25 protein-coding genes are annotated in these 22,441 nt (G+C 44.6%); 8 read left to right on the top strand and 17 right to left on the bottom strand.

What is annotated here, in order from left to right:
* Nucleotides 1–77: 77 nt before the first annotated feature.
* The 13 genes from C7475_RS08990 to C7475_RS09050 form a co-directional block, all read right to left on the bottom strand.
* Nucleotides 78–617, bottom strand: a complete 540-nt coding sequence (locus C7475_RS08990; protein WP_110053035.1) for a hypothetical protein — start codon at nt 615–617, stop codon at nt 78–80.
* Between the two features lie 291 nt (nt 618–908).
* Nucleotides 909–1,724 carry a TerC family protein gene (locus C7475_RS08995; RefSeq protein WP_110053036.1) on the bottom strand — a complete coding sequence of 272 codons (816 nt, stop codon included), beginning with the start codon at nt 1,722–1,724 and terminating at the stop codon, nt 909–911.
* A 33-nt stretch (nt 1,725–1,757) separates the two neighbouring features.
* The gene (locus C7475_RS09000; protein WP_110054016.1) at nt 1,758–3,275 is read right to left on the bottom strand and encodes a helix-hairpin-helix domain-containing protein; all 1,518 of its coding nucleotides are present in this window, start codon (nt 3,273–3,275) and stop codon (nt 1,758–1,760) included.
* Between the two features lie 10 nt (nt 3,276–3,285).
* Nucleotides 3,286–4,698, bottom strand: a complete 1,413-nt coding sequence (locus C7475_RS09005; protein ID WP_110053037.1) for a PP2C family serine/threonine-protein phosphatase — start codon at nt 4,696–4,698, stop codon at nt 3,286–3,288.
* A complete protein-coding gene (locus C7475_RS09010; protein ID WP_110053038.1) occupies nt 4,698–5,756 on the bottom strand; it encodes a TerY-C metal binding domain-containing protein in 1,059 nt (352 codons plus the stop codon). Before C7475_RS09010 ends, C7475_RS09005 begins: the two co-directional genes overlap by 1 nt.
* The gene (locus C7475_RS09015; protein ID WP_110053039.1) at nt 5,756–6,007 is read right to left on the bottom strand and encodes a hypothetical protein; all 252 of its coding nucleotides are present in this window, start codon (nt 6,005–6,007) and stop codon (nt 5,756–5,758) included. Before C7475_RS09015 ends, C7475_RS09010 begins: the two co-directional genes overlap by 1 nt.
* 42 nt (nt 6,008–6,049) lie before the next feature.
* Entirely contained in the window at nt 6,050–6,685 is a 636-nt protein-coding gene (locus tag C7475_RS09020; protein ID WP_110053040.1) for a VWA domain-containing protein, read from the bottom strand.
* Nucleotides 6,686–6,707: 22 nt separating this feature from the next.
* Nucleotides 6,708–7,265, bottom strand: a complete 558-nt coding sequence (locus C7475_RS09025) for a TerD family protein (protein WP_370445424.1) — start codon at nt 7,263–7,265, stop codon at nt 6,708–6,710.
* Entirely contained in the window at nt 7,196–8,086 is an 891-nt protein-coding gene (locus C7475_RS09030; protein WP_110053042.1) for a phosphoribosyltransferase family protein, read from the bottom strand. Before C7475_RS09030 ends, C7475_RS09025 begins: the two co-directional genes overlap by 70 nt.
* Nucleotides 8,061–8,771 carry an HAD family hydrolase gene (locus tag C7475_RS09035; RefSeq protein WP_110053043.1) on the bottom strand — a complete coding sequence of 237 codons (711 nt, stop codon included), beginning with the start codon at nt 8,769–8,771 and terminating at the stop codon, nt 8,061–8,063. Before C7475_RS09035 ends, C7475_RS09030 begins: the two co-directional genes overlap by 26 nt.
* A 1-nt stretch (nt 8,772) precedes the next feature.
* Entirely contained in the window at nt 8,773–9,411 is a 639-nt protein-coding gene (locus C7475_RS09040; protein ID WP_110053044.1) for a VWA domain-containing protein, read from the bottom strand.
* Nucleotides 9,412–9,436: 25 nt separating this feature from the next.
* A complete protein-coding gene (locus tag C7475_RS09045) occupies nt 9,437–10,105 on the bottom strand; it encodes a TerD family protein (protein WP_110053045.1) in 669 nt (222 codons plus the stop codon).
* A gap of 33 nt (nt 10,106–10,138) precedes the next feature.
* A complete protein-coding gene (locus C7475_RS09050) occupies nt 10,139–10,714 on the bottom strand; it encodes a TerD family protein (protein ID WP_110053046.1) in 576 nt (191 codons plus the stop codon).
* 319 nt (nt 10,715–11,033) lie between these two features.
* Here C7475_RS09050 and gldA point away from each other — a divergent pair, with 319 nt between their 5' ends.
* The 8 genes from gldA to C7475_RS09090 all read left to right on the top strand — a co-directional run bounded on the left by gldA (nt 11,034) and on the right by C7475_RS09090 (nt 18,312).
* The gene (gene gldA, locus C7475_RS09055) at nt 11,034–11,945 is read left to right on the top strand and encodes a gliding motility-associated ABC transporter ATP-binding subunit GldA (RefSeq protein WP_110053047.1); all 912 of its coding nucleotides are present in this window, start codon (nt 11,034–11,036) and stop codon (nt 11,943–11,945) included.
* A gap of 75 nt (nt 11,946–12,020) precedes the next feature.
* A complete protein-coding gene (gene eno, locus C7475_RS09060) occupies nt 12,021–13,313 on the top strand; it encodes a phosphopyruvate hydratase (RefSeq protein ID WP_110053048.1) in 1,293 nt (430 codons plus the stop codon).
* 183 nt (nt 13,314–13,496) lie between these two features.
* The gene (locus C7475_RS09065) at nt 13,497–13,766 is read left to right on the top strand and encodes a septum formation initiator family protein (RefSeq protein ID WP_233259804.1); all 270 of its coding nucleotides are present in this window, start codon (nt 13,497–13,499) and stop codon (nt 13,764–13,766) included.
* Nucleotides 13,767–14,007: 241 nt separating this feature from the next.
* A complete protein-coding gene (locus C7475_RS32935) occupies nt 14,008–14,157 on the top strand; it encodes a hypothetical protein (protein WP_158286462.1) in 150 nt (49 codons plus the stop codon).
* Between the two features lie 119 nt (nt 14,158–14,276).
* Nucleotides 14,277–14,942: an endonuclease III gene (gene nth, locus C7475_RS09075; RefSeq protein WP_110053051.1), complete on the top strand. Its 666-nt coding sequence runs from the start codon at nt 14,277–14,279 to the stop codon at nt 14,940–14,942.
* Between the two features lie 21 nt (nt 14,943–14,963).
* The gene (locus C7475_RS09080) at nt 14,964–15,680 is read left to right on the top strand and encodes a YqjF family protein (RefSeq protein WP_110053052.1); all 717 of its coding nucleotides are present in this window, start codon (nt 14,964–14,966) and stop codon (nt 15,678–15,680) included.
* A 98-nt stretch (nt 15,681–15,778) separates the two neighbouring features.
* A complete protein-coding gene (locus tag C7475_RS09085) occupies nt 15,779–17,008 on the top strand; it encodes a nucleoside permease (protein ID WP_110053053.1) in 1,230 nt (409 codons plus the stop codon).
* A gap of 113 nt (nt 17,009–17,121) precedes the next feature.
* Nucleotides 17,122–18,312 carry a Gfo/Idh/MocA family protein gene (locus C7475_RS09090; protein ID WP_110053054.1) on the top strand — a complete coding sequence of 397 codons (1,191 nt, stop codon included), beginning with the start codon at nt 17,122–17,124 and terminating at the stop codon, nt 18,310–18,312.
* Between the two features lie 76 nt (nt 18,313–18,388).
* On the opposite strand, the gene C7475_RS09095 is transcribed toward C7475_RS09090, so the two are convergent.
* From C7475_RS09095 to C7475_RS09110, 4 genes are all read right to left on the bottom strand, one after another.
* Complete coding sequence (locus C7475_RS09095; RefSeq protein ID WP_110053055.1) at nt 18,389–18,598, bottom strand: hypothetical protein; 210 nt, start codon at nt 18,596–18,598, stop codon at nt 18,389–18,391.
* Between the two features lies 1 nt (nt 18,599).
* Nucleotides 18,600–19,472, bottom strand: coding sequence for a serine dehydrogenasease (locus C7475_RS09100; protein ID WP_110053056.1), 873 nt, complete (start codon nt 19,470–19,472; stop codon nt 18,600–18,602).
* 185 nt (nt 19,473–19,657) lie between these two features.
* Complete coding sequence (locus C7475_RS09105; protein ID WP_110053057.1) at nt 19,658–20,251, bottom strand: DUF6134 family protein; 594 nt, start codon at nt 20,249–20,251, stop codon at nt 19,658–19,660.
* 191 nt (nt 20,252–20,442) lie between these two features.
* A complete protein-coding gene (locus tag C7475_RS09110; RefSeq protein WP_110053058.1) occupies nt 20,443–22,299 on the bottom strand; it encodes a 2-oxoacid:acceptor oxidoreductase subunit alpha in 1,857 nt (618 codons plus the stop codon).
* Between the last annotated feature and the right edge of the window lie 142 nt (nt 22,300–22,441).

Raw genomic sequence — 22,441 nt, forward strand, 5'->3', positions numbered from 1 at the left:
CGTCCTAGCTGGCAAATTGAAGACTTTTCAAAGCCGCCCAATCAGAAGGAAGTCATTCGTAAACAGTGAGAACGTCTTTATGTAAGCAGCAATTCTTTTACCGTTTGAATGCCTGGTAAACTTTTCGCCACCACAATGACTTTACCACCTGCAGGCAATGCAGCGGCTTTATAAGTCCAATCTACTCCGTTGCGGCCCAAAAATGCACGCCCGCTCTCGGTAATAACCCCGTCGGCGTCTATTAACTTTACCTCCACTTCCGCTACACGGAACTCGTTCCGGGCAGTTACTACCACCTCTTCCTTTTCTAACCTGATATTCTGGACCTCCGGACTGCGGTAGGCATCCTTCACCGCTATATTATAGGCGTTTTGTCCCGGTCCTGCCAGCGACTGATAATAAGCCTTTATCTGCGGATCTTCCATCATCAGCTGCGCGCGTGCCGAAGCGATAGTCATCTTAAGCCTGGCTTCCAACTGCTTTTGTGTAGGCTTCTTCCTTGAAGGGCCGCGTTTTTTCGCCATAATGATCTGCCCATTTCTTTCGTAGATCGTGATTTGCTTGCCGAGAGAGCCCCGGACAAGTTGCATGAGGATATTGTCTTTAACAATGGCCATAAAAAGGTCGTTTTGAGGTTAGTAATACAAGTTTCCTGTATCGTTTCTCTAAGGTACGTATAAGTACATCAAATTATCACTAAAAGATCATTTAAAGGGCACTTCAATATCGATTTGATATATAGATGACCTCTTAATACCCTTTTGGCTACCTTTTAGTAGCCTGATATAGACCCGATAGCCCGGTAGTTCAGATATCTCTGCGTGGGTAACAGTGGGCACTTGTTATTAATGCAAAAGGACCAGCGTATTGCCGGTCCTTTCTGGTAAGTTGATATTATGGTGATGCTACTAGTCTGCTTTAGCCTCCACTTTATGCTTCTTAGGGAAGTTGAACAGTAAGCTGGTTATGATAGGCACTACGAAAATAGCTACTGTAATAAGAGAAGTAGCCCAGTCCGCCTGATGGCTTTCCAGGAATTTGGTAGCTGCGGTTTCCGGGTAGAAATGTTCATAGACAGCCAGCATTAATTTGATACCCAGTACACCAATTACCAGGAAGGCTGCAATTTCGAGGAAAGGATATCTCTCCATCAGTCTCACGAAGCCTTGCGCCACGAAACGCATAGCCAGGATACCGATGAATACCCCGGTCCAGATCAATACGATATTATCACTGAATGCAACAGCCGCAAATACGTTATCGATAGAGAATGCAAGGTCCATCAGTTCAACCAATGCTACAGTAGCCCAGAATTGGCCCATCCAGCCGATAGTTGCTTTATATAACCAATTTTTACTCTTATCGATCTCCTCTGTTTCATGTTCAAGAATACCTTCTTTCTCCCCTTTTGCTTTTGCAGCTCGTTTTCTAAAATAGTCAAAGGTCAGGTACAGCAGATAAAGTCCGCCGACAGGTTTCAGCCACCACACTTTAATAAGAAGGGACGCGAACAGTAAACAGATACCACGGAAAACGTATGCACCGATGATACCGTATTTCAGTGCTCTGTTACGTTGTTCCTTTGGCAGGTCCATTACCATTGTAGCCAGTACAGCCGCATTATCCACCGACAAGAGGCTTTCAATAATAATCAGGTTTCCGACGATCAGCAACGCGGGTATCGGGTTGTCCATGATCTGCTGGAACATTTCAGCGATTTGCATAATTGTTTGTTATTTTCTTGTTTTTCTAAGACGTTAATTGTTTACCAACTGCACGACGATAAGCCGGCCTCCTTCTTCCGATGACAACAGTAATTGCTTATTGTCAGTCAGTTCAACCATGGAGTTCACCGGAATATCTTTCCCCTCCGTAACGTCTTTTAAGGACGTAAGCGTTTGATTGACAAGTTGCCACTTATTATTATGAAATACAAAATATCCTACCGGTTTTTTCTGCTGATCTGTTAGTCTTTCGTTCGGATAAATGTTTCTATTCACATGCCAGGGATACAAATATTGGTTGTGATAAACCATTAACCGGTGATTCTCGGGCGTAAAGCTACCGGCTTTTCTCGACCAATACAAGTTGAGTACCGGCAATTGCCCACGGTAAGGCGTATCACAGAAAGGACAGCAGGGATTGGTAGTGTTGTCGAACACAAACCATTTCTGATCACAGCTTTTATTCTGACAGGGCTGCAGCAGATCGACTGTCTTAATCAGTGCCTGCTCCCATTCATCTGCCGTAGGACGTAGTGACGGATTGTGCAGTCCGTCAATAAACGCTTTATCAAACAGTTCCTTCAGGTAAGGACCACAAACTGTATATGGTATCTTATTCACATCGGCCCAGGGCAGGTGAGTAGGTTTTACCTGGTCCAGCCGGGGCCTGTTGGAAGTATCTGTTGGATGTTCTATGAATAATGCTTTAGCTCCCATGGACAGTTCCTCATCTTTCTGAGCGTCCGTATCATGGATCTTGCCTCCTCTTAATGGATGGCGATAGAGCAGGTACATGTAGATCATAACTGCCAGGGCATGCCTGTCTGTAGCAATACTGGGCAGTTTACGCGCGGGATCTTCTTTCGACAGATGTTTTGTCGCCATTACTTCCGGCGCGATGAAATCGGGCGTCCCGATCACATCAGGCGGGAACTTACCTGGCACTACCAATCCATCAATATCAATGATCGTAGCACTCCCGGTACGTGGATCAATAAGTACGTTCTTATAGGAAAGGTCTGAGTGAGCCAGCCCGGCGGCATGCATACGTCTTACAGCGCGTGCTATCTTGATACAGATGAGACAGAATTTGAACCAGTCGCCCAGCTCACTTTCATCCAGGTGCAGCTTAAACTGGCGGCTCCTGAATTGCGGTGAGGCAAACCACCTGCCTTCTTTTTCTTTTCCTGCTATGGATACGATCTGTGCTGCGCCAGGATTATATCCTTTGGTAAAGAAAAATTTCTGCTGATATACCGGCACAATAATCCCTGTCTTCCCATCACGTTCTACGATATTGCTGGGCCAGCAGAAGAGATCTTTCCAATATTCTCCTCCGGGCTGATTGAAGATCCTTTCCCGGAAAGTATTCACGATGTTGTTGAGCCGCTCTTTGGAGTTGTAGTCTTGTTTATCCCTGTAGAAAGCCACCACATATGACTTATCAGGAGCAAAATAAACGTCCTTCATACCTCCCTGCATCGGGTCGCCATTATCAACATATTGATAAGATTTCCCATCCTGCGCTGTAACTGTAATAATGTTGCTCATGTATTCCTTATCAGTATAAAATTGCAATGGTACGATCGTCATGATTGCCCGGCGACCAGAAGTCCAGCCAGTTCAGCAGACCATCCTTCGCTTCTCCGGGCGTCCCGCTGAAGTTTACCTTTATGCCGTCTTCGTTAGCACCACCGAGGTCCTGCCAAAGCTGACGCCAGTATTCGTTCTTCTGAAGATTGCCATCTGTCTGGAACTTAGGATCAGTAAGGCCGTCAGTCATTAGTAGCAACGCTGTGAAATCGGGTACCACTTTAAAGCGGATACGGTTCACATAAGCACCGTTCGCAAAGGTGTCAGACATTGTCAGGAAACGTGTTTGCCCAGCAAACTCACCACTATCAGGTGTGCCCATGACAAAAGCTTCACCCGAATTATCCTGGTAGATACCAATGCCTCCGTCACCGATCCAGAAAGAACTGATCACGTAACCGGCAGTATATTTTTTTACCAACGCAAAAATGAGCGTGGTAGAATAATCTTTGATGTCCGCCCCATTCTCCTGCGCCTCCTGTTTGATCTTGTTCTGTGCAGTGAATGCCAGTTTACCAAGTTGTTCAATGAACTGAACACTGACCTTTTTCTGGCTCTCCTCACTGGAGTCATTCAGATAGGCTGTGATCGCTTCTTCAAGCGCGGCCATCTTATCTCCTGCCATCATCTCCCGGAAGCTGCTTACAGTTGCCTTACAGGCAATATCAGCTCCTTTACGGCTATATTTTGCAGACCCGGCACCATCAGCTACAGCGATGACACCCCAGCCTTTTGCAGCGTTAAAATCACAACCGAAACTATCATCCCTGAACTTACCTTCATGCGCGTGGCTACGGCCTCTTTTGGAAGCGATCACCAGCTTTCGGTCGCCGAAAGGCAAAGCTACTGCTGCCTGGTCCGGCTGCCAGTACTTATCCGTTTCATCGGATGGCAGATGCTGCCACAAAGATTTCGGATCAGGGTTGATAACGAGATGTATTTTCTTTTCAGTAAATGGCTTATCCGCCGGATGATTTTTCAACCGGAACTTCAGGGTAAGTATGTACTCACCCTGCTGCAACGGTATGCCGGAAATAGTATTTGCTGTTTCATCAAATGAAATGCCTAACCCCTCCGGAATACTCCATTCAAAATCTCCCATCTCCTGCAATCCTGTGCCTTCAGGATCAAAGGCAAAATTATATGCCTTATTCACCTTTGCATTGGGCAGGACAATGTGTTTCTGCAAAATATCGTCAATCAGTGATCTTTCTTTCCAGGATTCCACTATATCTTTTTGAGTGTTTATAATCATTTGCACTGCCTGCTCAATACGCTCTTCCAATACAAATTTTTCAAACAGTGCCTGCTGATTTTCAGATATCGGCATACCCTTATGCCGCAATAGCGCTTCTACAAAAGCCTGGTCGTGCTTCGTCATTATCCCTGCGTTCTGTTTATATCCATATTGCCGCTACCGAAGCCATATTTGCCTTGCTGGCCGCACCAGGAACATGTGCTCACTTCCTCCTGTCCAACACAATGCACTTTACCGCAGGTACATACGCTGAACCCATACTGATTACCGCAGCACGGACAAGTAGGAAAGCCTTCCAGCTCTTCTGTATTCACCTTGCTGTTAATAATGCCGCCATCGGCAGACAATTCAAAATAAGCATTATCCACCGGAAAAGCACCGTTGAGCTTATATCCCATCGACTGCATATTCATGCCGCTGATATTCACAGGACGTAAACCTTTTTTATACTTGATGAGGTAAGGTTTCTTTGTATTCTGACATTTGGCGGCAAAGATGGCGTAGTTGGTATCTACGAAATTTGGTTTTGCAGGAGGCAGTTTATCGAGATCGACCTTCTCTATCACGCCATCATTGAGCTTTGCCAGCTCTATACCTGATCCGTTATTGCTTACACTTACACTACTTGATTTGATAGATGCAGTGATCCATCTGAAGAACTCTTTGTACGATTGTGGTGTTGTGTTTTTAAACATCAATACCGTCTCTGTCAGTTCCTTCAGCACACTCAGGTTATTTTCATCTCCGAATGATACAGCGACCAGATTGGTTTTGCTCTGCCAGTTCTGTTTCCATTCACGGATAGCAGCACTGGTATCATCAGTTGGTGAACCGTCTGTGAAGAGGAACACAATAGGCTTCCAGTCACCTTTCTGTGTGGTAGTGGTCTGCACAATGCTCTTGCGCATCTCATGCATCAGATGGCCCAGTCCATTGCTTAGCGAAGTACCTGCACCTATCGGAAACTTCGGAGGATAGAAACTGATCACCTCCTGCAATGGCACTATTGTTTTTGCCTGACCGGCAAATACGATAATAGACACCCATGCCGTTTCCAGCGCATAGGGGTCGGATTTCAGCTCTTTAATGATCGTCGCCAATCCTTCCTCTACAAACTGGATCTGTTCTCCCACCATAGACTCTGATACATCTATGAGGAAATAAATAGGTAATCTTCTCATCAGTAGAAATAATTAAGTACCAGCAAAATGATCAGTAACAGGATCTGTGTCATATCAACAGAAAGACCGGTTCCGACCTGGAATGGTTTAATACCGCTGAATATGCCCAGCACGGGTTTGAAAATACTTTTAAAGAAGCCGAACGTCTGCTTATACTGACCGGTTAAACGGTCTTCATAAGGCAGCAGTTTCGAATATAAAAAGAGTCCTACGATGAGGATATTTATAATAAGATGAATAATAAAAAACATGGGTATAGTTTCTTTTGTATGGATATCAGCAGCTGCTTTTATTTAAATAATTACATGTACTTCTGCCGGTGGTGGCGGCAGTTGTATCTCTTCTGTAGTACCTACACTCTTGTTGCCGGTACCGATGGAAGCAGACACCCATTTAAAGAAAGACATCAGTGTAGAGCTATCGGCTGTATCCAGGTGCACTACCGTATCTGTCAGTTCTTTCAGGAAGCTGTCCTGTGCTTCTGCGCCAGCGGCGCAAGCTACCAGCGCGGCGAGGTTTTTACTTTTGATCTTTGGCACCACCTCACGGAAAGCCGCCAGATCAGAAGGTTTACCGTCTGTCATCAGGAACAGTAGCGGGCGCCAGTCACCTTTCTGTGTATCATTCCCCTTTACTACTTCATTATCCAGTTTGGAACACAGCAGTTCCAATGCCGCGCCCATATTGGTCGGACCGGATTCCGGCGTAGTGATCTCAGGTAGCTGCAATGATTCCAGCGCTGTTAATGGCAGGACCTGTTTCACTTCCCTATCGAAAGTGATAATACTTATCCATACTGATTCCAGGGCAAAAGGGTCCTGTCTTAATTTCGATACCAATACCTGCAGCCCGTTCTTTACTGCCTCGATACGTTCGCCCCTCATGGAGCCGGAGGTGTCGAGCAGCAGGTATACCGGAAGTCGTCTCATGATCGTGTTGTGTTAAATTCAATTACGCATATTTGGCCAGGTAGTCTTCCAGGCCTCCTTTCTGACCAATACCAACTGCTTCAAAACGCCATTGGTTCTCACGTTTGTAGATACGGCCAAATTCAACAGCTGTTTCTATAGAGAAATCTTCTCCGAGTTCATATTTCACCAACTCAACATTGTTGGTTTCATCATAAATACGGATAAATGAATTGCGGACCTGCCCGAAGTTCTGCTTACGCTGCGCTGCTTCGTGGATGGTTACCACTACACAGATCTCTTTTACGGCGGCATTGATCTTAGACAGATCTACATGGATCGTTTCATCATCTCCATCACCTGCGCCAGTACGGTTATCACCAGAATGTTTTACAGCACCATCAGGAGATTCAAGGTTATTATAAAACACGAAATACGGATCCGACAGGATCTTTCTGTTTTCACCCAGGAGGAACACTGAAGCATCCAGGTCACATTCTCCGCCTGTATGTGATTCATTGATATCCCAGCCTAAGCCAATAGTGAATTTTGGTAGTTCGATATTTGCTCTTTCTCCTTTTTGCAGATTGATTGCCATGATGGTATGTTTTTTTGAAGATGATCAAATAAAAATGTTGCGTTCTTTCTGTACTCTTCCATCTGATAGTAATTGTTGCCAATGCAGCAGTCAGCCAGTTCCTCCAGGAATGCCGGCGTTTGCTTCATTAACAGCTTTTCATATTCATCAGCAGGAGCATGTAGTAAGTACTTCACTACTCTTGTATTAAACATGAATGAAGGTGAACTGATCACAGCTTCAAGACTATGCAGGGAATGTACACTATAATAATTTAACTTATTTTCTATGTTGGGATGAATACTGTTATTCTGCAATTGTGCGTAATAGAGGAAGTAAGCATCGTTGCTAAGTTCATATCGTTGCAGCAGATTGCGGATGATCAGTTCATGACTTCCTGTGATACGGATATCATCTGTAAAGATCAATATCTTGCCCGACAGGAAATCCTTATCCAGATGATACTTATCGTTAATGATAAGTGCTTTTCTGCTTTCCATGTCCAGCGCTCCGTAATCAATGCTGTATGTTTTAAAGCGATGGATCTTGCTACTTTCCGCAGGGTTAAATCCATTCATGCAGAGGTACCTGTTCAGCACTTTTGTAAAAGCCACGGTCATATGATAGGAGGCTGTAGGAATGCTTGTGTAAGGGCTTGGTAACACGACCAGCTGGTCATTCTCCGTAAACCTGTTCCCGTAAGTTGCAATGAAACCTGCAGCAAGTGCAGCACCGAATGCCTCTGCAGCAGCTCCGTCGCCGAATTTGAAACGGCTGTAGGCAGCAGGGTCAAACGGGAAGTGAGCATCATCTACAATCTTATGTAAGGCATAAACATCTTTCATTTAACAACTTATTTAAGGGGTTATTAACAATGTCTGTCAGCGTTGCGTGTATCCCCATACGTTTGGCCCCTTCAACATCGGCCACCTGGTTATCGCCCAGGTGCCAGATCTGTGCGGGAAGGAGATCTGTATGTAGCGAAGCGGCATTTTCCAACAACCGGCTGAACATCTGTGCATCCGGCTTTGAATATCCGGTTTCATCTGAATACAACTGAAATGCAAAGAGGGCGTCCCATCCCCATCCTGCCATTAGTTTACGTAAAGTACGGCCCTGAATAAATCCTGTATTGCTCAGCAGATTTGTGGTAATACCCTGTGCCTGCAAAGCGGCTAACAACTGTGTTGTATCCTCGTACAAGCGCAGGGGCGGATATTGAAAAAAGAGCGCCTCGGACAAACTGTAAAATTCCTCCAGTTTGTCCGGGTGCACACTTTTAATATCGATACCCAGCAGGTGCAGGCATAAGAGATACATTTCAAATGTATGCACGTTACGTCCTGTTATTTCGTTCATGTTATTGATGAGTACATCCGTTTCCCTGAACACTGCTTCTACTTTTTCCGGAGCAAAGGAGTCCAGTGAAAAGAAGGAGCGGAACAAGGCAGCACGCTTCGTTTTAAAGGAAGGATGGGAACGGATCAATGTCATCCACAGGTCGAAAGATACATGCCTGGTCTTTTCCATGTTACACAACGATATTCACTTCCGGAGGAGGTGGTGGCAGTTCGTTCAGTCCGGCCACTTCTTTATCACCGCTTTCAACTTTCTGGCTGCCGGTGCTTACGGAAGCGGACACCCATTTGAAAAAGGCTTTGATAGTGGCGGCATCTGCCGTATCGAGCGATACAACGGTATTGGTGATCTGTTTCAGGAGGTTCACATCGGCGCCGTTACCTGCGGCACAGGCCACTGTGATACCTATTTTACTATTCTGAAAAGCATTCAATCCACTCTGCCACTGATCGGTTGGGATACCATCTGTCATCAGGAATACCAGCGGTTTCCAGTCTCCTTTCACATCGATGGTAGATTTAGCAACTTCCCTGTTGATGCTGTCTGCAACTGTCTGCAAAGCAGCTCCCAGAGATGTACCACCTGCTGCTTTCAATTCAGGCATCTGGAAAGATGACAGATCTGTCAGCGGCACCAGCTGGCGCGCGTCTGTATCAAAAGTGATCAGGCTAAGGTATGCTGTTTCCAATGCATATGGGTCCTGTCTCAAAGTTGATATCAGCACCTGCACGCCGTTCTTTACTGCTTCTATGGGCTCACCGCTCATAGAGCCTGAGGTATCCAACACTAAGTAAACCGGTAATCTTCTCATGAATGACTCTTATAGAAAAGGTTAATTAATAAACATAGTTCCTGAGGATCTCAACAAAGCTGTCTGCCGGTTGAGGATCTCCCAGTGCTCTGAATTTCCAGGTACCGTTATTACGGTATACTTCTGCAAATACGAGCGAGCACATATTAGTGTATGATGCGTCTCCGGAGAGGTTGAATTTAGCGATCTCTTTTCCTTTGTTATCTACTGCGCGGATGAATGCGTTCTCGATACCACCGAAGTGCTGATTGCGCTGACGGCCCTGATAGATAGACACTATGAAAAGGATCTTTTCATATTTTGCATCGAGGCTATCCAGTTTCACGATGATCTGCTCATCATCGCCATCACCTGCACCGGTGCGGTTATCGCCTGTCAGCCAGATATTACCTGACGGGTGGCGCTGGCTGTTAAAGAAGATCACATCTCCCTGGTAGAGGCTCAAATTGCGGCCATCGTTGGTTTGAACTGTCTTACCCAGGTCGGCTACCTTACCGTTTTTATCCAGCAGGAAAGCAATTGCATCAAGGTCAAATTCTTCTTCCTTGCCGCCCAGCAGCTTACCAAAAAAGCCACCGCTTTTCTTACGGACATCCCAGCCCAGACCGATTGTTACAGTTGACAGATCGAAGCTTTCTCCTTTATCATTTTTGCGGAGGTCAATGGTTTGTCCCTTTACTAAATTGATTGCCATAAAATGTATTTCAATAGTGTGTGATAGAATAGACTATTTAATGATTTGTCCTTTGTAGTATTTACCCAGGAAGTAGGCCAGGTCTTCTTTATAACCGATACCGGAAGCTTCGAAACGCCACTTGCCATCTTTCAGGTACAAGCGTCCGAACTCTACACCAGTTTCCACTGAAAAGTCTTCTCCCAGTTCATATTTGGCAATCTCCTCACCGTTGGCATCATCAACGATACGGATATATGAATTTCTTACCTGTCCGAAATTCTGTTTGCGTCCTGTTGCATCGTGGATGGTTACAACAAACAATATTTCCTTAATGTCGGGTTGTACTTTAGACAGATCTACCTTAATGGTTTCATCATCTCCATCTGCACTGTTGCCACCGGTAGGATCATCACCGGTATGATGTAAAGCTTCGTCAGGAGAAGTTGTATTGCCATAGAAAACGAAATATCCTTCAGTTGGTATTAATCTGTTGCCGTCAATCATGAATGCAGATGCGTCCAGATCAAAATCATTTCCTGTCCCTTCGTTTGGATTCCAGCCCAGACCTACGCTGATCCTGGAAAGCCCGATGTCTATTTTTTGTCCCTTCTGTAAATTAATTGCCATGAAATCTAAAGTGTTTGCAGGGTTTAAAATGTATTGTGATTATTGATTAACAACTGTTGCGACCATGCATCCAAAACAATGTAGGCTTATAAATATAACCAGATTATCCGGAACCGGCTGCCCCACATCAGGTTATAATTTGTGAATATATTTAAAATTATATATTCCCAGGTACTTTTCACTATAAAAGTTTAGTTAAATCATAGTGGCTCAACATCTGAGTGTCATGGAACCCAGCTATTTATATGGTAGACGATTATAAGCGATTTTTATTCTAACCCGATTTTCATACATTAGCCGCGCCAAAGTGGAAAACCTAATGTCAATCACAGTAACACAGTTAAGCAAGGTATACGGGGAACAACGGGCGGTCAACGATATTTCCTTTTCGCTCAGCAAAGGAGAAGTGGTGGGTTTCCTGGGGCCGAACGGCGCAGGGAAAAGCACTACCATGAAGATGATCACCGGTTACCTGCCACCTACCGGCGGCAACGCCAGTGTATGCGGCTATGACGTGGCTACCCAGCCCATGGAAGTGAGGCAGCGCGTAGGCTACCTGCCTGAAGCCAATCCCCTGTATTTCGATATGTACATCCGGGAATTCCTGGGATTTGTGGCACAGGTGCATAAACTGGGCAAAAACACAGACAAGCGTATTTCAGAAATAATTGCCATGACCGGTTTACAGCCGGAAAGCAAGAAAAAGATCGGCGCTCTTTCCAAAGGCTACAAACAACGTGTGGGACTGGCCCAGGCATTGATCCATGACCCTGAAGTACTGATCCTGGATGAACCGACCTCCGGCCTGGACCCTAACCAGCTGGCCGATATCCGTCAGCTCATCACTGAACTGGGAAAGAACAAAACAGTTGTACTGAGCACCCATATCATGCAGGAGGTGGAAGCGATGTGCAGCCGGGTCATCATTATCAATAAAGGGAATATCATTGCGGACGATTCCCTGCAAAATCTGCAACAAGGGGGTAAGGAAGATGGTTATATCCAGGTATCTTTTGGAGAACCCGTTCCATCGGAAAATGACCTTCAGCAGATAGCGGGCGTGACGAGGATCAAACAGCAGGATGCCAATACGTGGCAATTATTTGCAGGTAATCTGGAAGATGTACGCAAAAACCTCCTACAATTTGCTTTGATAAATAACAGGAACATCCTTTCTTTGCAAAGCAATTCGCAAAGCCTGGAATCTATCTTCAGGGAATTGACAAGGTAGGGGATGTTCCGGTGGCTATAATAAGCCGGTAACCAATTAACTTACAAATTATTATATTAAAACAATTAAACAACAATGAGTACCATTTCAGCAATCCATGCAAGGCAGATTCTTGACAGCCGCGGAAATCCTACTGTAGAGGTAGATGTAACCACAGAAGACGGTCATTTCGGCCGTGCAGCCGTTCCATCCGGTGCTTCTACTGGTAAGCATGAGGCAGTTGAGCTGCGTGATAACGACAAAGCCGTGTACATGGGTAAAGGTGTTATCCAGGCTGTAAACAACGTGAATGACATTATCGCTGAAGAACTGATAGGCTGGGATGTGAAAGACCAGGCCGGTATCGATAAATTCCTGATTGAACTGGATGGTACTGAAAACAAAGGTAAACTGGGTGCTAACGCGACCCTGGCTGTGAGCATGGCTGTTGCAAAAGCTGCTGCTGATGAAGCTAACCTGCCACTGTACCGTTACCTGGGTGGCGTAAATGCTACTACCCTGCCAATTCCGCTGATGAACATCATCAATGGTGGTGTACACGCTGATAACAAAATTGACTTCCAGGAATTCATGATCGTTCCTGTAGGCGCATCTTCCTTCTCTGAAGGTCTGCGCTGGGGTGTTGAGGTGTTCCATCACCTGAAATCCGTTCTGAAAAAGAAAGGTTACAGCACTAACGTAGGTGATGAAGGTGGTTTCGCTCCTGAAATCCAGAGCAACGAAGAAGCTATCGAAACTGTAATTGCGGCTATCGAAGCAGCAGGTTACAAACCAGGTGAGCAGATCGGTATCGCACTGGATGCTGCAAGCAGCGAAATGTTCAACGACGCTGACAAGACTTACAAATTCTACAAAAGCTCCGGTAAAGTGATCAGCAGCACAGAAATGGTAGCTTACTGGGCTGAATGGTGTAAAAAATATCCAATCGTTTCTATCGAAGACGGTATGGCAGAAGACGACTGGGATGGCTGGAAGAAACTGACTGAAGCTGTTGGTTCTACCGTACAGCTGGTAGGTGATGACCTGTTCGTTACCAACGTTAAACGTCTGAAAACCGGTATCGACCAGAGCATTGCTAACAGCATCCTGATCAAGGTAAACCAGATCGGTACTGTTTCCGAAACTATCGATGCAGTGAACATGGCACATAAAGCAGGTTATACCTCTATCATGAGCCACCGTTCCGGCGAAACTGAAGATACTACCATCGCTGACCTGGCAGTTGCACTGAACTGCGGCCAGATCAAAACCGGTTCCGCTTCCCGTACTGACCGTATGGCCAAATACAACCAATTGCTCCGTATCGAGGAAGAATTGGATAACGTGGCTTTTTATCCGGGAAAATCCGTTAAATTTGGTAAGAAGTAAATAACACTGGATTGAATCTCGTACGTCGAATTTCGGGATCTGATCTTTGATGACGATAATTTAATTAGTGGTCCATATTGCCGGGTTTTGAGTTACTTCAAAACCCGGCCTTTTAAAAAGCCGTTCCCAGTCATACATTCATCTTATATGCAAGGTTTAAAATCCATTACAGTGCCAGCTTACATGCGAAACAAATATTTCGTATCAGCCGCTGCATTCCTGGTATGGCTGGCCTTCATCGATAGCAAGAATTTTATTTCCCAGTACGAATTACAATCAGAGGTCAACAAACTGGAAGGACAAAAAGCCTTCTTCCAGGATGAGATCAGTAAAACCAGGAAAGAACAACAGGAACTGTTGTCTAGTCCGGAAAAGCTGGAAAAGTTCGCCCGTGAAAAATACCTGATGAAAAAAGATGATGAAGATCTGTTCATTATCACTGAGAAAGAATAAAAAGTGCGCTTTTTCGCCTCTCCACGTTGTTAAGTATTCCCTTTCCTGGCCGGATTTCCACGTACACCGGTTATCTTTACTTTCGAAATATTTCAACTACGGCTGACAATACATTTTGCATAATCTCCGTTATATAGTTAGGAACTAATCATTTGTATTAAATAAATATTGCATGGGGAATTCTACACACTCATTTTTTGCCTTAAATTCTGTAACCAGTAGCGCTAATAAACCTAATAAGATGACAAACCAGGACCCGGAATTATCTCGTGAAGAAGAAATTTGTCTGAATCAAGCAAGGAAAGCACTGGATACTATCCGTTTCTCTCCAAGACCAGAAACCCTGCAGGCTATTGCTGATTATGCCCGGAAGGTAACACCTTCAAAATAGCATATCAGCCTGAAGGCTATAGCTGTCACGCCCGCACCATCCCTGCGCGACGAAGTAATAGCTATCGATAGTACATCCGGCATATTTGAAGCATATTATCTTTGCCTATCTTTACAGGTATGACAAAGAAAGAACGCTTTGCCTTTGTTCTCAGCTATTTCGAAGAACATGCTCCCAATGCAGAGACTGAACTGATTTACGACAATCCTTATCAATTACTGGTAGCGGTCATCCTGTCTGCCCAATGTACGGACAAACGCGTCAATATGACCACGCCTGCTATCTTCCGGCAATACCCGGATGTGGAAGCTTTGAGCCACGCCACATTCGACGACTTATTCCCCCTGATACGCAGCATCAGCTATCCGAACAATAAGACCAAACATCTCATCGGCATGGCGCAGATGGTGATTGAAGACTTCAATGGTGAGATCCCTTCCACTGTAGAAGAGCTGGTCAAACTGCCCGGGGTGGGACGTAAAACCGCCAATGTCATTACATCTGTAGTTCATCAGCAGCCTAATATGGCGGTAGACACGCATGTTTTCCGTGTCTCTGCCCGTATCGGACTTACCACCAATGCCACTACTCCCCTTCAGACCGAAAAACAGTTATTAAAATATATTCCGACTGAAAAAGTGCACATTGCCCACCACTGGCTGATATTGCATGGCCGCTACATCTGTGTGGCCCGCACACCTAAATGTGAGCAATGTGGATTAAGGCCTGTTTGTAAGTATTATCAGAGCCTGATCCGTGGTACTGCCATTAATTTCCTGTCGTAAATTGATAAGCTGCCGATTTCTATGGGTAAACCTTTTTTAACTGCTGCCTGGCGTAATCTCCTCATGATCAATTTTGAGGCTGATCCAACCGTACTGCAACCACTCGTACCTCACAATACAGAACTGGATCTCTGGAACAATACCCTCTATGTCAGCCTGGTAGGTTTTATGTTTGAAAATACCCGTGTAAGAGGTATTTCCCTGCCCTTTCATCGTCACTTCGAAGAAGTGAACCTCCGTTTCTATGTACGCTATAAAGAGGCTGGCATATGGAAAAGAGGTGTTGTATTTGTGAAAGAGATCGTACCTAAAAGGATGATCACTTTTGTGGCCAATACCGTCTACAAAGAGAAATACGCTACACATCCAATGCGGCATCAATGGCTGCATACGCCGGACAATATGCTGGAAGTCAGTTATGAATGGAAGGTTGGTCAGCACTGGAACATGTTGAAAGCTACCGCCGAAAAAGAAGCATTGCCTATTGCTCCCGGCAGCGAAGCTGAATTCATCACTGATCACTATTGGGGCTATACCCAAATGGCGGCTACACGTACGGGTGAATACCAGGTAAGTCATCCGCAATGGAGAACACATCGCGTTGTTGAATACAGTTACCGTTGTGATACAGCCGTGCTTTACGGCGATGCTTTTGTGCCTATGTTACAGCAAAATCCTGTCTCTGCTTTACTCGCAGAAGGCTCTGATATCAGTGTTATGCCAAAAAAATTGCTGTAAATCATTGCCATCCGTACTACTAATTTGGAATTTCGCTTATATTTTACTTATCTTTTGCCGCTAAAGTTTTTTACAGAGTCTAAAGTCTAAAATTCGTTATGAAATCAGGTACTCGCTTACAGTTGTCTATTATGATGTTCCTTGAGTTCTTTATATGGGGATCATGGTTCGTTACATTGGGTACATTCCTTGCCAAAAACCTTCAGGCATCCGGTCTGGAGACCGCCAGTGTATTCTCCACTCAGTCATACGGCGCTATCATCGCCCCTTTTATTATAGGGATGATAGCTGACAAATTCTTCAATGCTGAAAAGATCCTGGGTATTCTGCACCTCGTAGGCGCAGCGCTCATGTTCCAGATGTACCGTGCCGAAAGTGTGAGCGTGTTCTATCCGTATGTATTTGCTTACATGGTGCTTTACATGCCTACGCTTGCCCTTGTGAACTCTGTATCTTTCCGTCAGATGAACAATCCTGAAAAGGAATTTTCTACCATCCGCGTATGGGGTACTGTGGGTTGGATCGTTGCGGGACTTACTATCAGCTATGCTTTCCATTGGGATTCTCCTGCAGGTACCGAAGCTGGCCAGTTAAAAAATACCTTTGCAATGGGTGCAGCAGCGTCCCTGTTACTGGGCCTGTTCAGTTTTACACTTCCTAAAACACCTCCAATTAAAGATAAAAGCCAGAAGAACAGCATTGCAGAAATTTTGGGCCTTGACGCCATTAAACTGCTTAGCAATAAAAACTTCCTGATATTCTTTATATCATCCATCCTGATCTGTATACCACTGGCATTCTACTATCAGAATGCACACCACTTCCTGGAGCAGACAGGCCTGGAAAATCCTACAGGTAAAATGGCCATTGGTCAGATCTCTGAAGCACTGTTCATTTTGCTGATCCCTGTGTTCTTTAGCCGCTTTGGTTTCAAAAAGACAATCATGGTCGGTATGATCGCCTGGGCGGTACGTTACCTGCTTTTCGCTTATGGCAATGCGGGTCCGCTGGCATTCATGCTCATTACAGGTATCGCACTGCATGGTATATGTTATGATTTCTTCTTCGTATCCGGACAGATATATACTGACCAACAGGCAGGTGAGAAATACAAAAGTGCTGCTCAAGGTCTGGTAACACTGGCTACCTATGGTATCGGAATGCTGATAGGTTTCTGGGTTGCAGGTATCATCTCCGACTATTACACCACACATGCTACCGATAACTTCTGGCAGAAAGTATGGATGATCCCATCCATTATCGCCGCCGTAGTTTGGGTGTTGTTCATGCTAACATTCCGTGACAGCAAAAAAGCAGTAGTGGCATAATCCCTATTGCGTTATATACACACTCCGCAGTGAACTACCTATATCAACCTGGTGTTTTACTGCGGAGTTTTCATTTAACCCAAATCCTTATCACTCATTCAATCAGATAATTTATGCAACGTATTTCCATGTTAGGCTCAGGCTTCATTGGCCGTTTCTATGCAGATTCCCTACAGGGTCAGAGAAGCCGGGACAAGATTGTCAGCATTTATTCCCGCAGGGAAGAAAGTGCAAAGAAATTTGCCGCAGACTACAACGTGGACCACTGGACCACAGATATGGAAGCCTCTATCGCACATCCCGATGTGAACGTAGTTTGTATCTCCCTACCCAACAACCTGCACGAAGCGGCGGTAGCGCTCTGTTGTAAACACAAGAAAGGCGTGATCTGTACCAAGCCGCTGGGCCGCAATGCAGAAGAGGCGAAACGCATGCTGGAAATGGTGGAAGCCGCAGGCATCTTTAACGGTTATCTGGAAGACCTTGTATACACGCCTAAATTCCTGAAGGCCCTCGAAAGTGTAAAAAGTGGTGCTCTTGGCCGTATACTGTGGGCCAAATCAAGGGAAACACACCCTGGCCCGCATAGTGAATGGTTCTGGGATAAAGAACAGGCAGGAGGCGGTTGCATTCTTGACCTGGGCTGTCATTGCGTGGAAATAGCACGCAGCTTTATTGGCAAAGACATCAAACCTGTTGAGGTAATGTGCTGGGCTGATACACAGGTTAAACCTATTGACGCAGAAGATCATGCCATTGGCCTTGTTAAATATGAGAATGGCGCTATCGGACAGTTTGAAGTAAGCTGGACCTTCCGTGGTGGCCTGGACCTGAGAGATGAAGTGATGGGCACAGAAGGTACGATCTGGTTGAATAGCTTCCTCCGTACCGGTTTCGATATGTTCACCACCGGCAAGGGCGCAGACTATGTTGCAGAAAAAGCTGAAAGCAATAGTGGATGGTTATTCCCTGTAGGTGATGAACTGAATGAACTGGGATACAATCATATGTTTGCTGATATGTTCAATGCTATTGAAAATAATCAGCCGGCAAGGGAAACTTTCTATGACGGTTACGTGGTAAATGCCGTACTCGATGCTGCCTATCGCAGTGCTGCCAGTAAACAGTGGGAACCCGTAAAACTCGACATCTGGCGTGGTCAGACGGGGTTAACCAAACCTCAGACCCTGGTAGAATATGATGCGGAACATTATCTTGTAAAAGAAGAAATGACCCATTTCGGGGCGAAGAAACTGATCCTGAAAGAAAAGAAGAGCGGTCAGATCATTGAACGCGTGATATAAACTAAATGGTGTAGATCAACATAACAGTAAAAGGGTCTTCAATTCATTCATTGAAGACCCTTTTTATTTAAAGGTGTTATTGGCGACTCAATCTTACATTGAACAAATGTGCGTCTTCAATTCCTCTCAAGGTAAACCCTCTTCTTTTTATCACGCCATTTTTGATCAATTTATTGTAGTAATTATTAGCCTTGGAAAGGTCAACATTCTCTCCCTTTTGAAATTTGCCTTCTTGTTGACTAATAACCTTTTGGAACTCCTTTATCAATTTTGATTCCTCTCCCATTTCAAATAAATTTTCTTGTATGAACAAAGATAGGTTGCTTATTTGCACTTACATAATCGGATAATAGATCATAGTATTCCCTGACTAAGCCACTTAACGTCTCATTTATAGAATAATCATCAATTTTCAGTCCTAATTCCTTTAATCGCTCTACATTAATGGGTCTGCCATGAGAATTCCACTCAGCGTTCTTGTTTAACATATTAGCTATTTCCTCGGCTCTGGCAGTTTTCTGCTCGACCGTTACTTCTTGTCCTTTCAGCTCTGGCGTTGTTTGATGCGTTAGCCAATTCTTAAACTTATATTTTACAAGCCACTTTTTAAGTAGTTGGATAGTCAAATCCTTTGCCTGCTCGTAACTTCGCAATTCAGCCAGATCCAGGTCTTTGACCATAAAAAATTCTACCTGAGAAAGCTCGTCTGTTTTAGATTTTTCAATTGCCTCATTAATCTTATCCAAATATCCTAAAGCCCCAACCCACTTTCCATCTTTATTTTGAACCTGCGGATCAATTGGCCCAAGAACAGAAAAATAATCCATATAAATGTTATCTCCACTCATGCAAAAAATAGTACCTGAACTGTAGGCGTAGTCAGGAACTACAAAGTCTACAGTGCTGTAATGATGTCGGATAATATTTACATACCTTTCAACTGCAATTGCACTTCCTCCCATAGTTGTCAATATCACTACGAGCTTGTCCTTCTTACCAGGATCTTGAGCCAATTCTTCAATGATGTTCCTAATATCATTTTCTAGTCCATCAATTATGTTTCCATAATAACAAAATACATCTGCCTTAAAATATTGTTCAATTTTAAGCAGCTTTTCTTCAAGCAATCCTCTGATTGTCGAGTTAACATTTGTCTTCATCGTAAATAGTTAGGTTTCTGATTCAATAAAACTTTTATATACAACAATTGTTGCAGTTAAATGGAAAACGTAATCTAACTATTTTGATTTTTTGGGATCATCGGTATGAAATGCATTCACCAGGCAAATTGCCTGTATAAATTGTAGATTATATGAAATCTTTTGGAGGTGGTTTATGGTGTAACTTAACTCACTTTGATAATGTAAGCTTTCCCTAAGGTCTGAGATACCTCTACCTGCACCAATGTCCCTTTTTCATATTTATAGACGTTCTTTTTCCCCTCAGGCAGTACCAGTTCATAAAGTCCGTTTCCCAGTGGATTAAGCGTCAGAAAGATGCCTAAAGTCTCAGAAAATATCTTTGTGATCTGCCTTGGTTCTGTAAAGTACATTTCTCCGACGGAGTGAATGATCTCTGTTGTATTCAGTACTGACTTCTCACCATTTTGTACAATGGAATAGTGCTTTGCTTCCCGTTGTGTGACAATCGTTTTATTATCGGCATCTTTACCTGAACTCTTTATCACCTTAGACCTGACCAGAATGTTGTTATCAAAATCGCAGGAGATGTCGAGATTGAATTTCGCCAGCAGTTTCATGTCCACTTTACTTTGGATAGAGATATTGCGGCTGGCCCCATTTACTTTACAATGGGCGGTAACGTTGCCGATAACGTGGTTACTGAAACGTATTTCGTAGTTGTGCGTTTGGGCATATAACAATGCACTGTTCAATGTAAACAGGCAGATAAACAGTGTAGACCAGATGGCGCCTTTCATGATAAAGCTTTTGGCTATGTTGTAGTAATCCGTTCTTATATAGCAAACGTGCGATGGCCTCTTTTGTTATATAGTATTAAATATAATAAAAATCCTGCCCCGAAAGGCAGGATCCTATATAAAATTATCATGAATCGTTAGATGGATAAGCACATCAGTCTGATCTCACAGGAGTTACCTGATCATAGTGCTTACAGCTCATGCAGTATTTCTTTTATCTTGATCACCAGCTCTCCTTTAGTGATAGGTACACCCATAATCTTGTGATAACCTATTGCATCTATCAGGAACTGTTCACGGATGATCTTGATCAGCTGACCGTTGTTGATCTCAGGGATCAATACTTTATCATAACTGTGCAGGATCTCCGCAAGGTTCTTAGGGAACGGACGCAGGTATCTGATGTGTGCATGTGCTACCTGGTGACCTTCCGCCAGCAATTCCAGTACGGCGCTCTTGATAGCTCCGTAAGTAGAGCCCCAGCCTAATACCAGCACCTTTCCTTTTTCAGGTCCCAGCTCAATTTCCTGTGGTGGAATATGATCTGCGATCTTATCTACTTTTTCCTGACGGATGCGCACCATTAACTGGTGGTTTTCCGGATCATAGCTCACATTACCGGTGATGTTCTGTTTTTCCAGACCGCCGATACGGTGTTCCAGACCAGGTGTACCAGGTACGGCCCACGGACGTACAAGGTTCTCGTCGCGGTGATAAGGCAGGAACTGCTCCTCTCCTTCTTCCAGTCCTTTCTTGAACTTAACAGGAATAGCAGGCAGATCTTTGCTCTGTGGGAAACGCCATGGTTCTGCTCCATTCGCGATGTAACCATCACTCAGGAAGATCACCGGCGTCATATGTGCTACGGAAATGCGGAAAGCTTCAAATACTGCATTGAAACAATCTGATGGTGTTGATGCAGATACGATCGGCATCGGACATTCCCCGTTACGGCCATAATAAGCCTGCAACAGGTCGGATTGCTCAGTTTTGGTAGGTAGACCTGTAGACGGACCTCCGCGTTGAATATTAATGATCAATAGAGGAATTTCCAGCATTACTGCCAGGCCCATTGCTTCACCTTTCAATGCCATACCCGGACCGGAAGTGGTTGTAATCCCCATATGTCCGCCGTAGGAAGCACCAATAGCAGAAGTAATGCCTGCTATCTCATCTTCCGCCTGGAAGGTGCGGATACCAAAATTTTTATACCGGCTCAGTTCATGCAGGATGTCGGAAGCTGGAGTGATAGGATAAGTACCCAGGAAGATAGGCAATTCCGCTTTCTGGCTGGCTGCTATCAGCCCATAGGACAGCGCAGTGTTACCGGTAATGCTACGGTAGGTACCTGGCTCCATACGGGCCTTTTCCACGTGGAAACGGGTGCTGAAAGCCTCAACAGTATCTGCGAAATTATATCCGGCTTGCAGGGCCTTCAGGTTGCTGGCCAGGATATCAGGTTTTTTACCAAATTTCTCATTCAGGAAGTTCGTTGTACTTTCCAGGTCACGGTCGTACAACCAGTACAGGAAGCCCAGTACGAACATGTTTTTTGCACGGTCTTTCTCCTTCATACCCAGGTTGATGTCCTTCAGCGCTTCACGCGTCATCTTGGTCACATCCATAGTATGCAACTGGTAAGGTTGCAGTGAACCATCTTCTAATGGGTTCACGCCATCCGGGTAGTTGGCCAGACGAAGGTTCTTGGCATCGAAGCCATCGGTATTAGCGATGATGATACCGCCTTTTTTCAGACCTTTCAGGTTTGCCTTTAACGCAGCAGCATTCATAGCCACCAATACATCACAGGCATCGCCGGGAGTAAATATGCGGTTAGAGGAAAAATGCAGCTGGAAGCCGCTCACGCCTGGCAGGGTTCCCTGTGGGGCGCGTATTTCTGCCGGGAAGTCCGGGAAGGTGCTTAAATCATTGCCAACCAACGCAGTGTTATTGGAAAACTGGGTACCGGTAAGCTGCATCCCGTCTCCACTGTCGCCGGCAAATTTTATCACTACATCTTCTATCTGTTGAACCGAAATATTTGACATTGAATATCTTATTTAACTGTCCTTTGTTTTCAGGCTGTAAATTTAATAATTCGCTAGGTAGTAACCATTGATATATTAAATGTATCATACTAAGGCCAGTAATGACAAAAGTACACAAAGTTGATAGACTTTTAAGGAGTGA

Origin of the sequence: Chitinophaga sp. S165, from assembly GCF_003182155.1 — a bacterium.
Taxonomy (GTDB): Bacteria; Bacteroidota; Bacteroidia; order Chitinophagales; family Chitinophagaceae; genus Chitinophaga.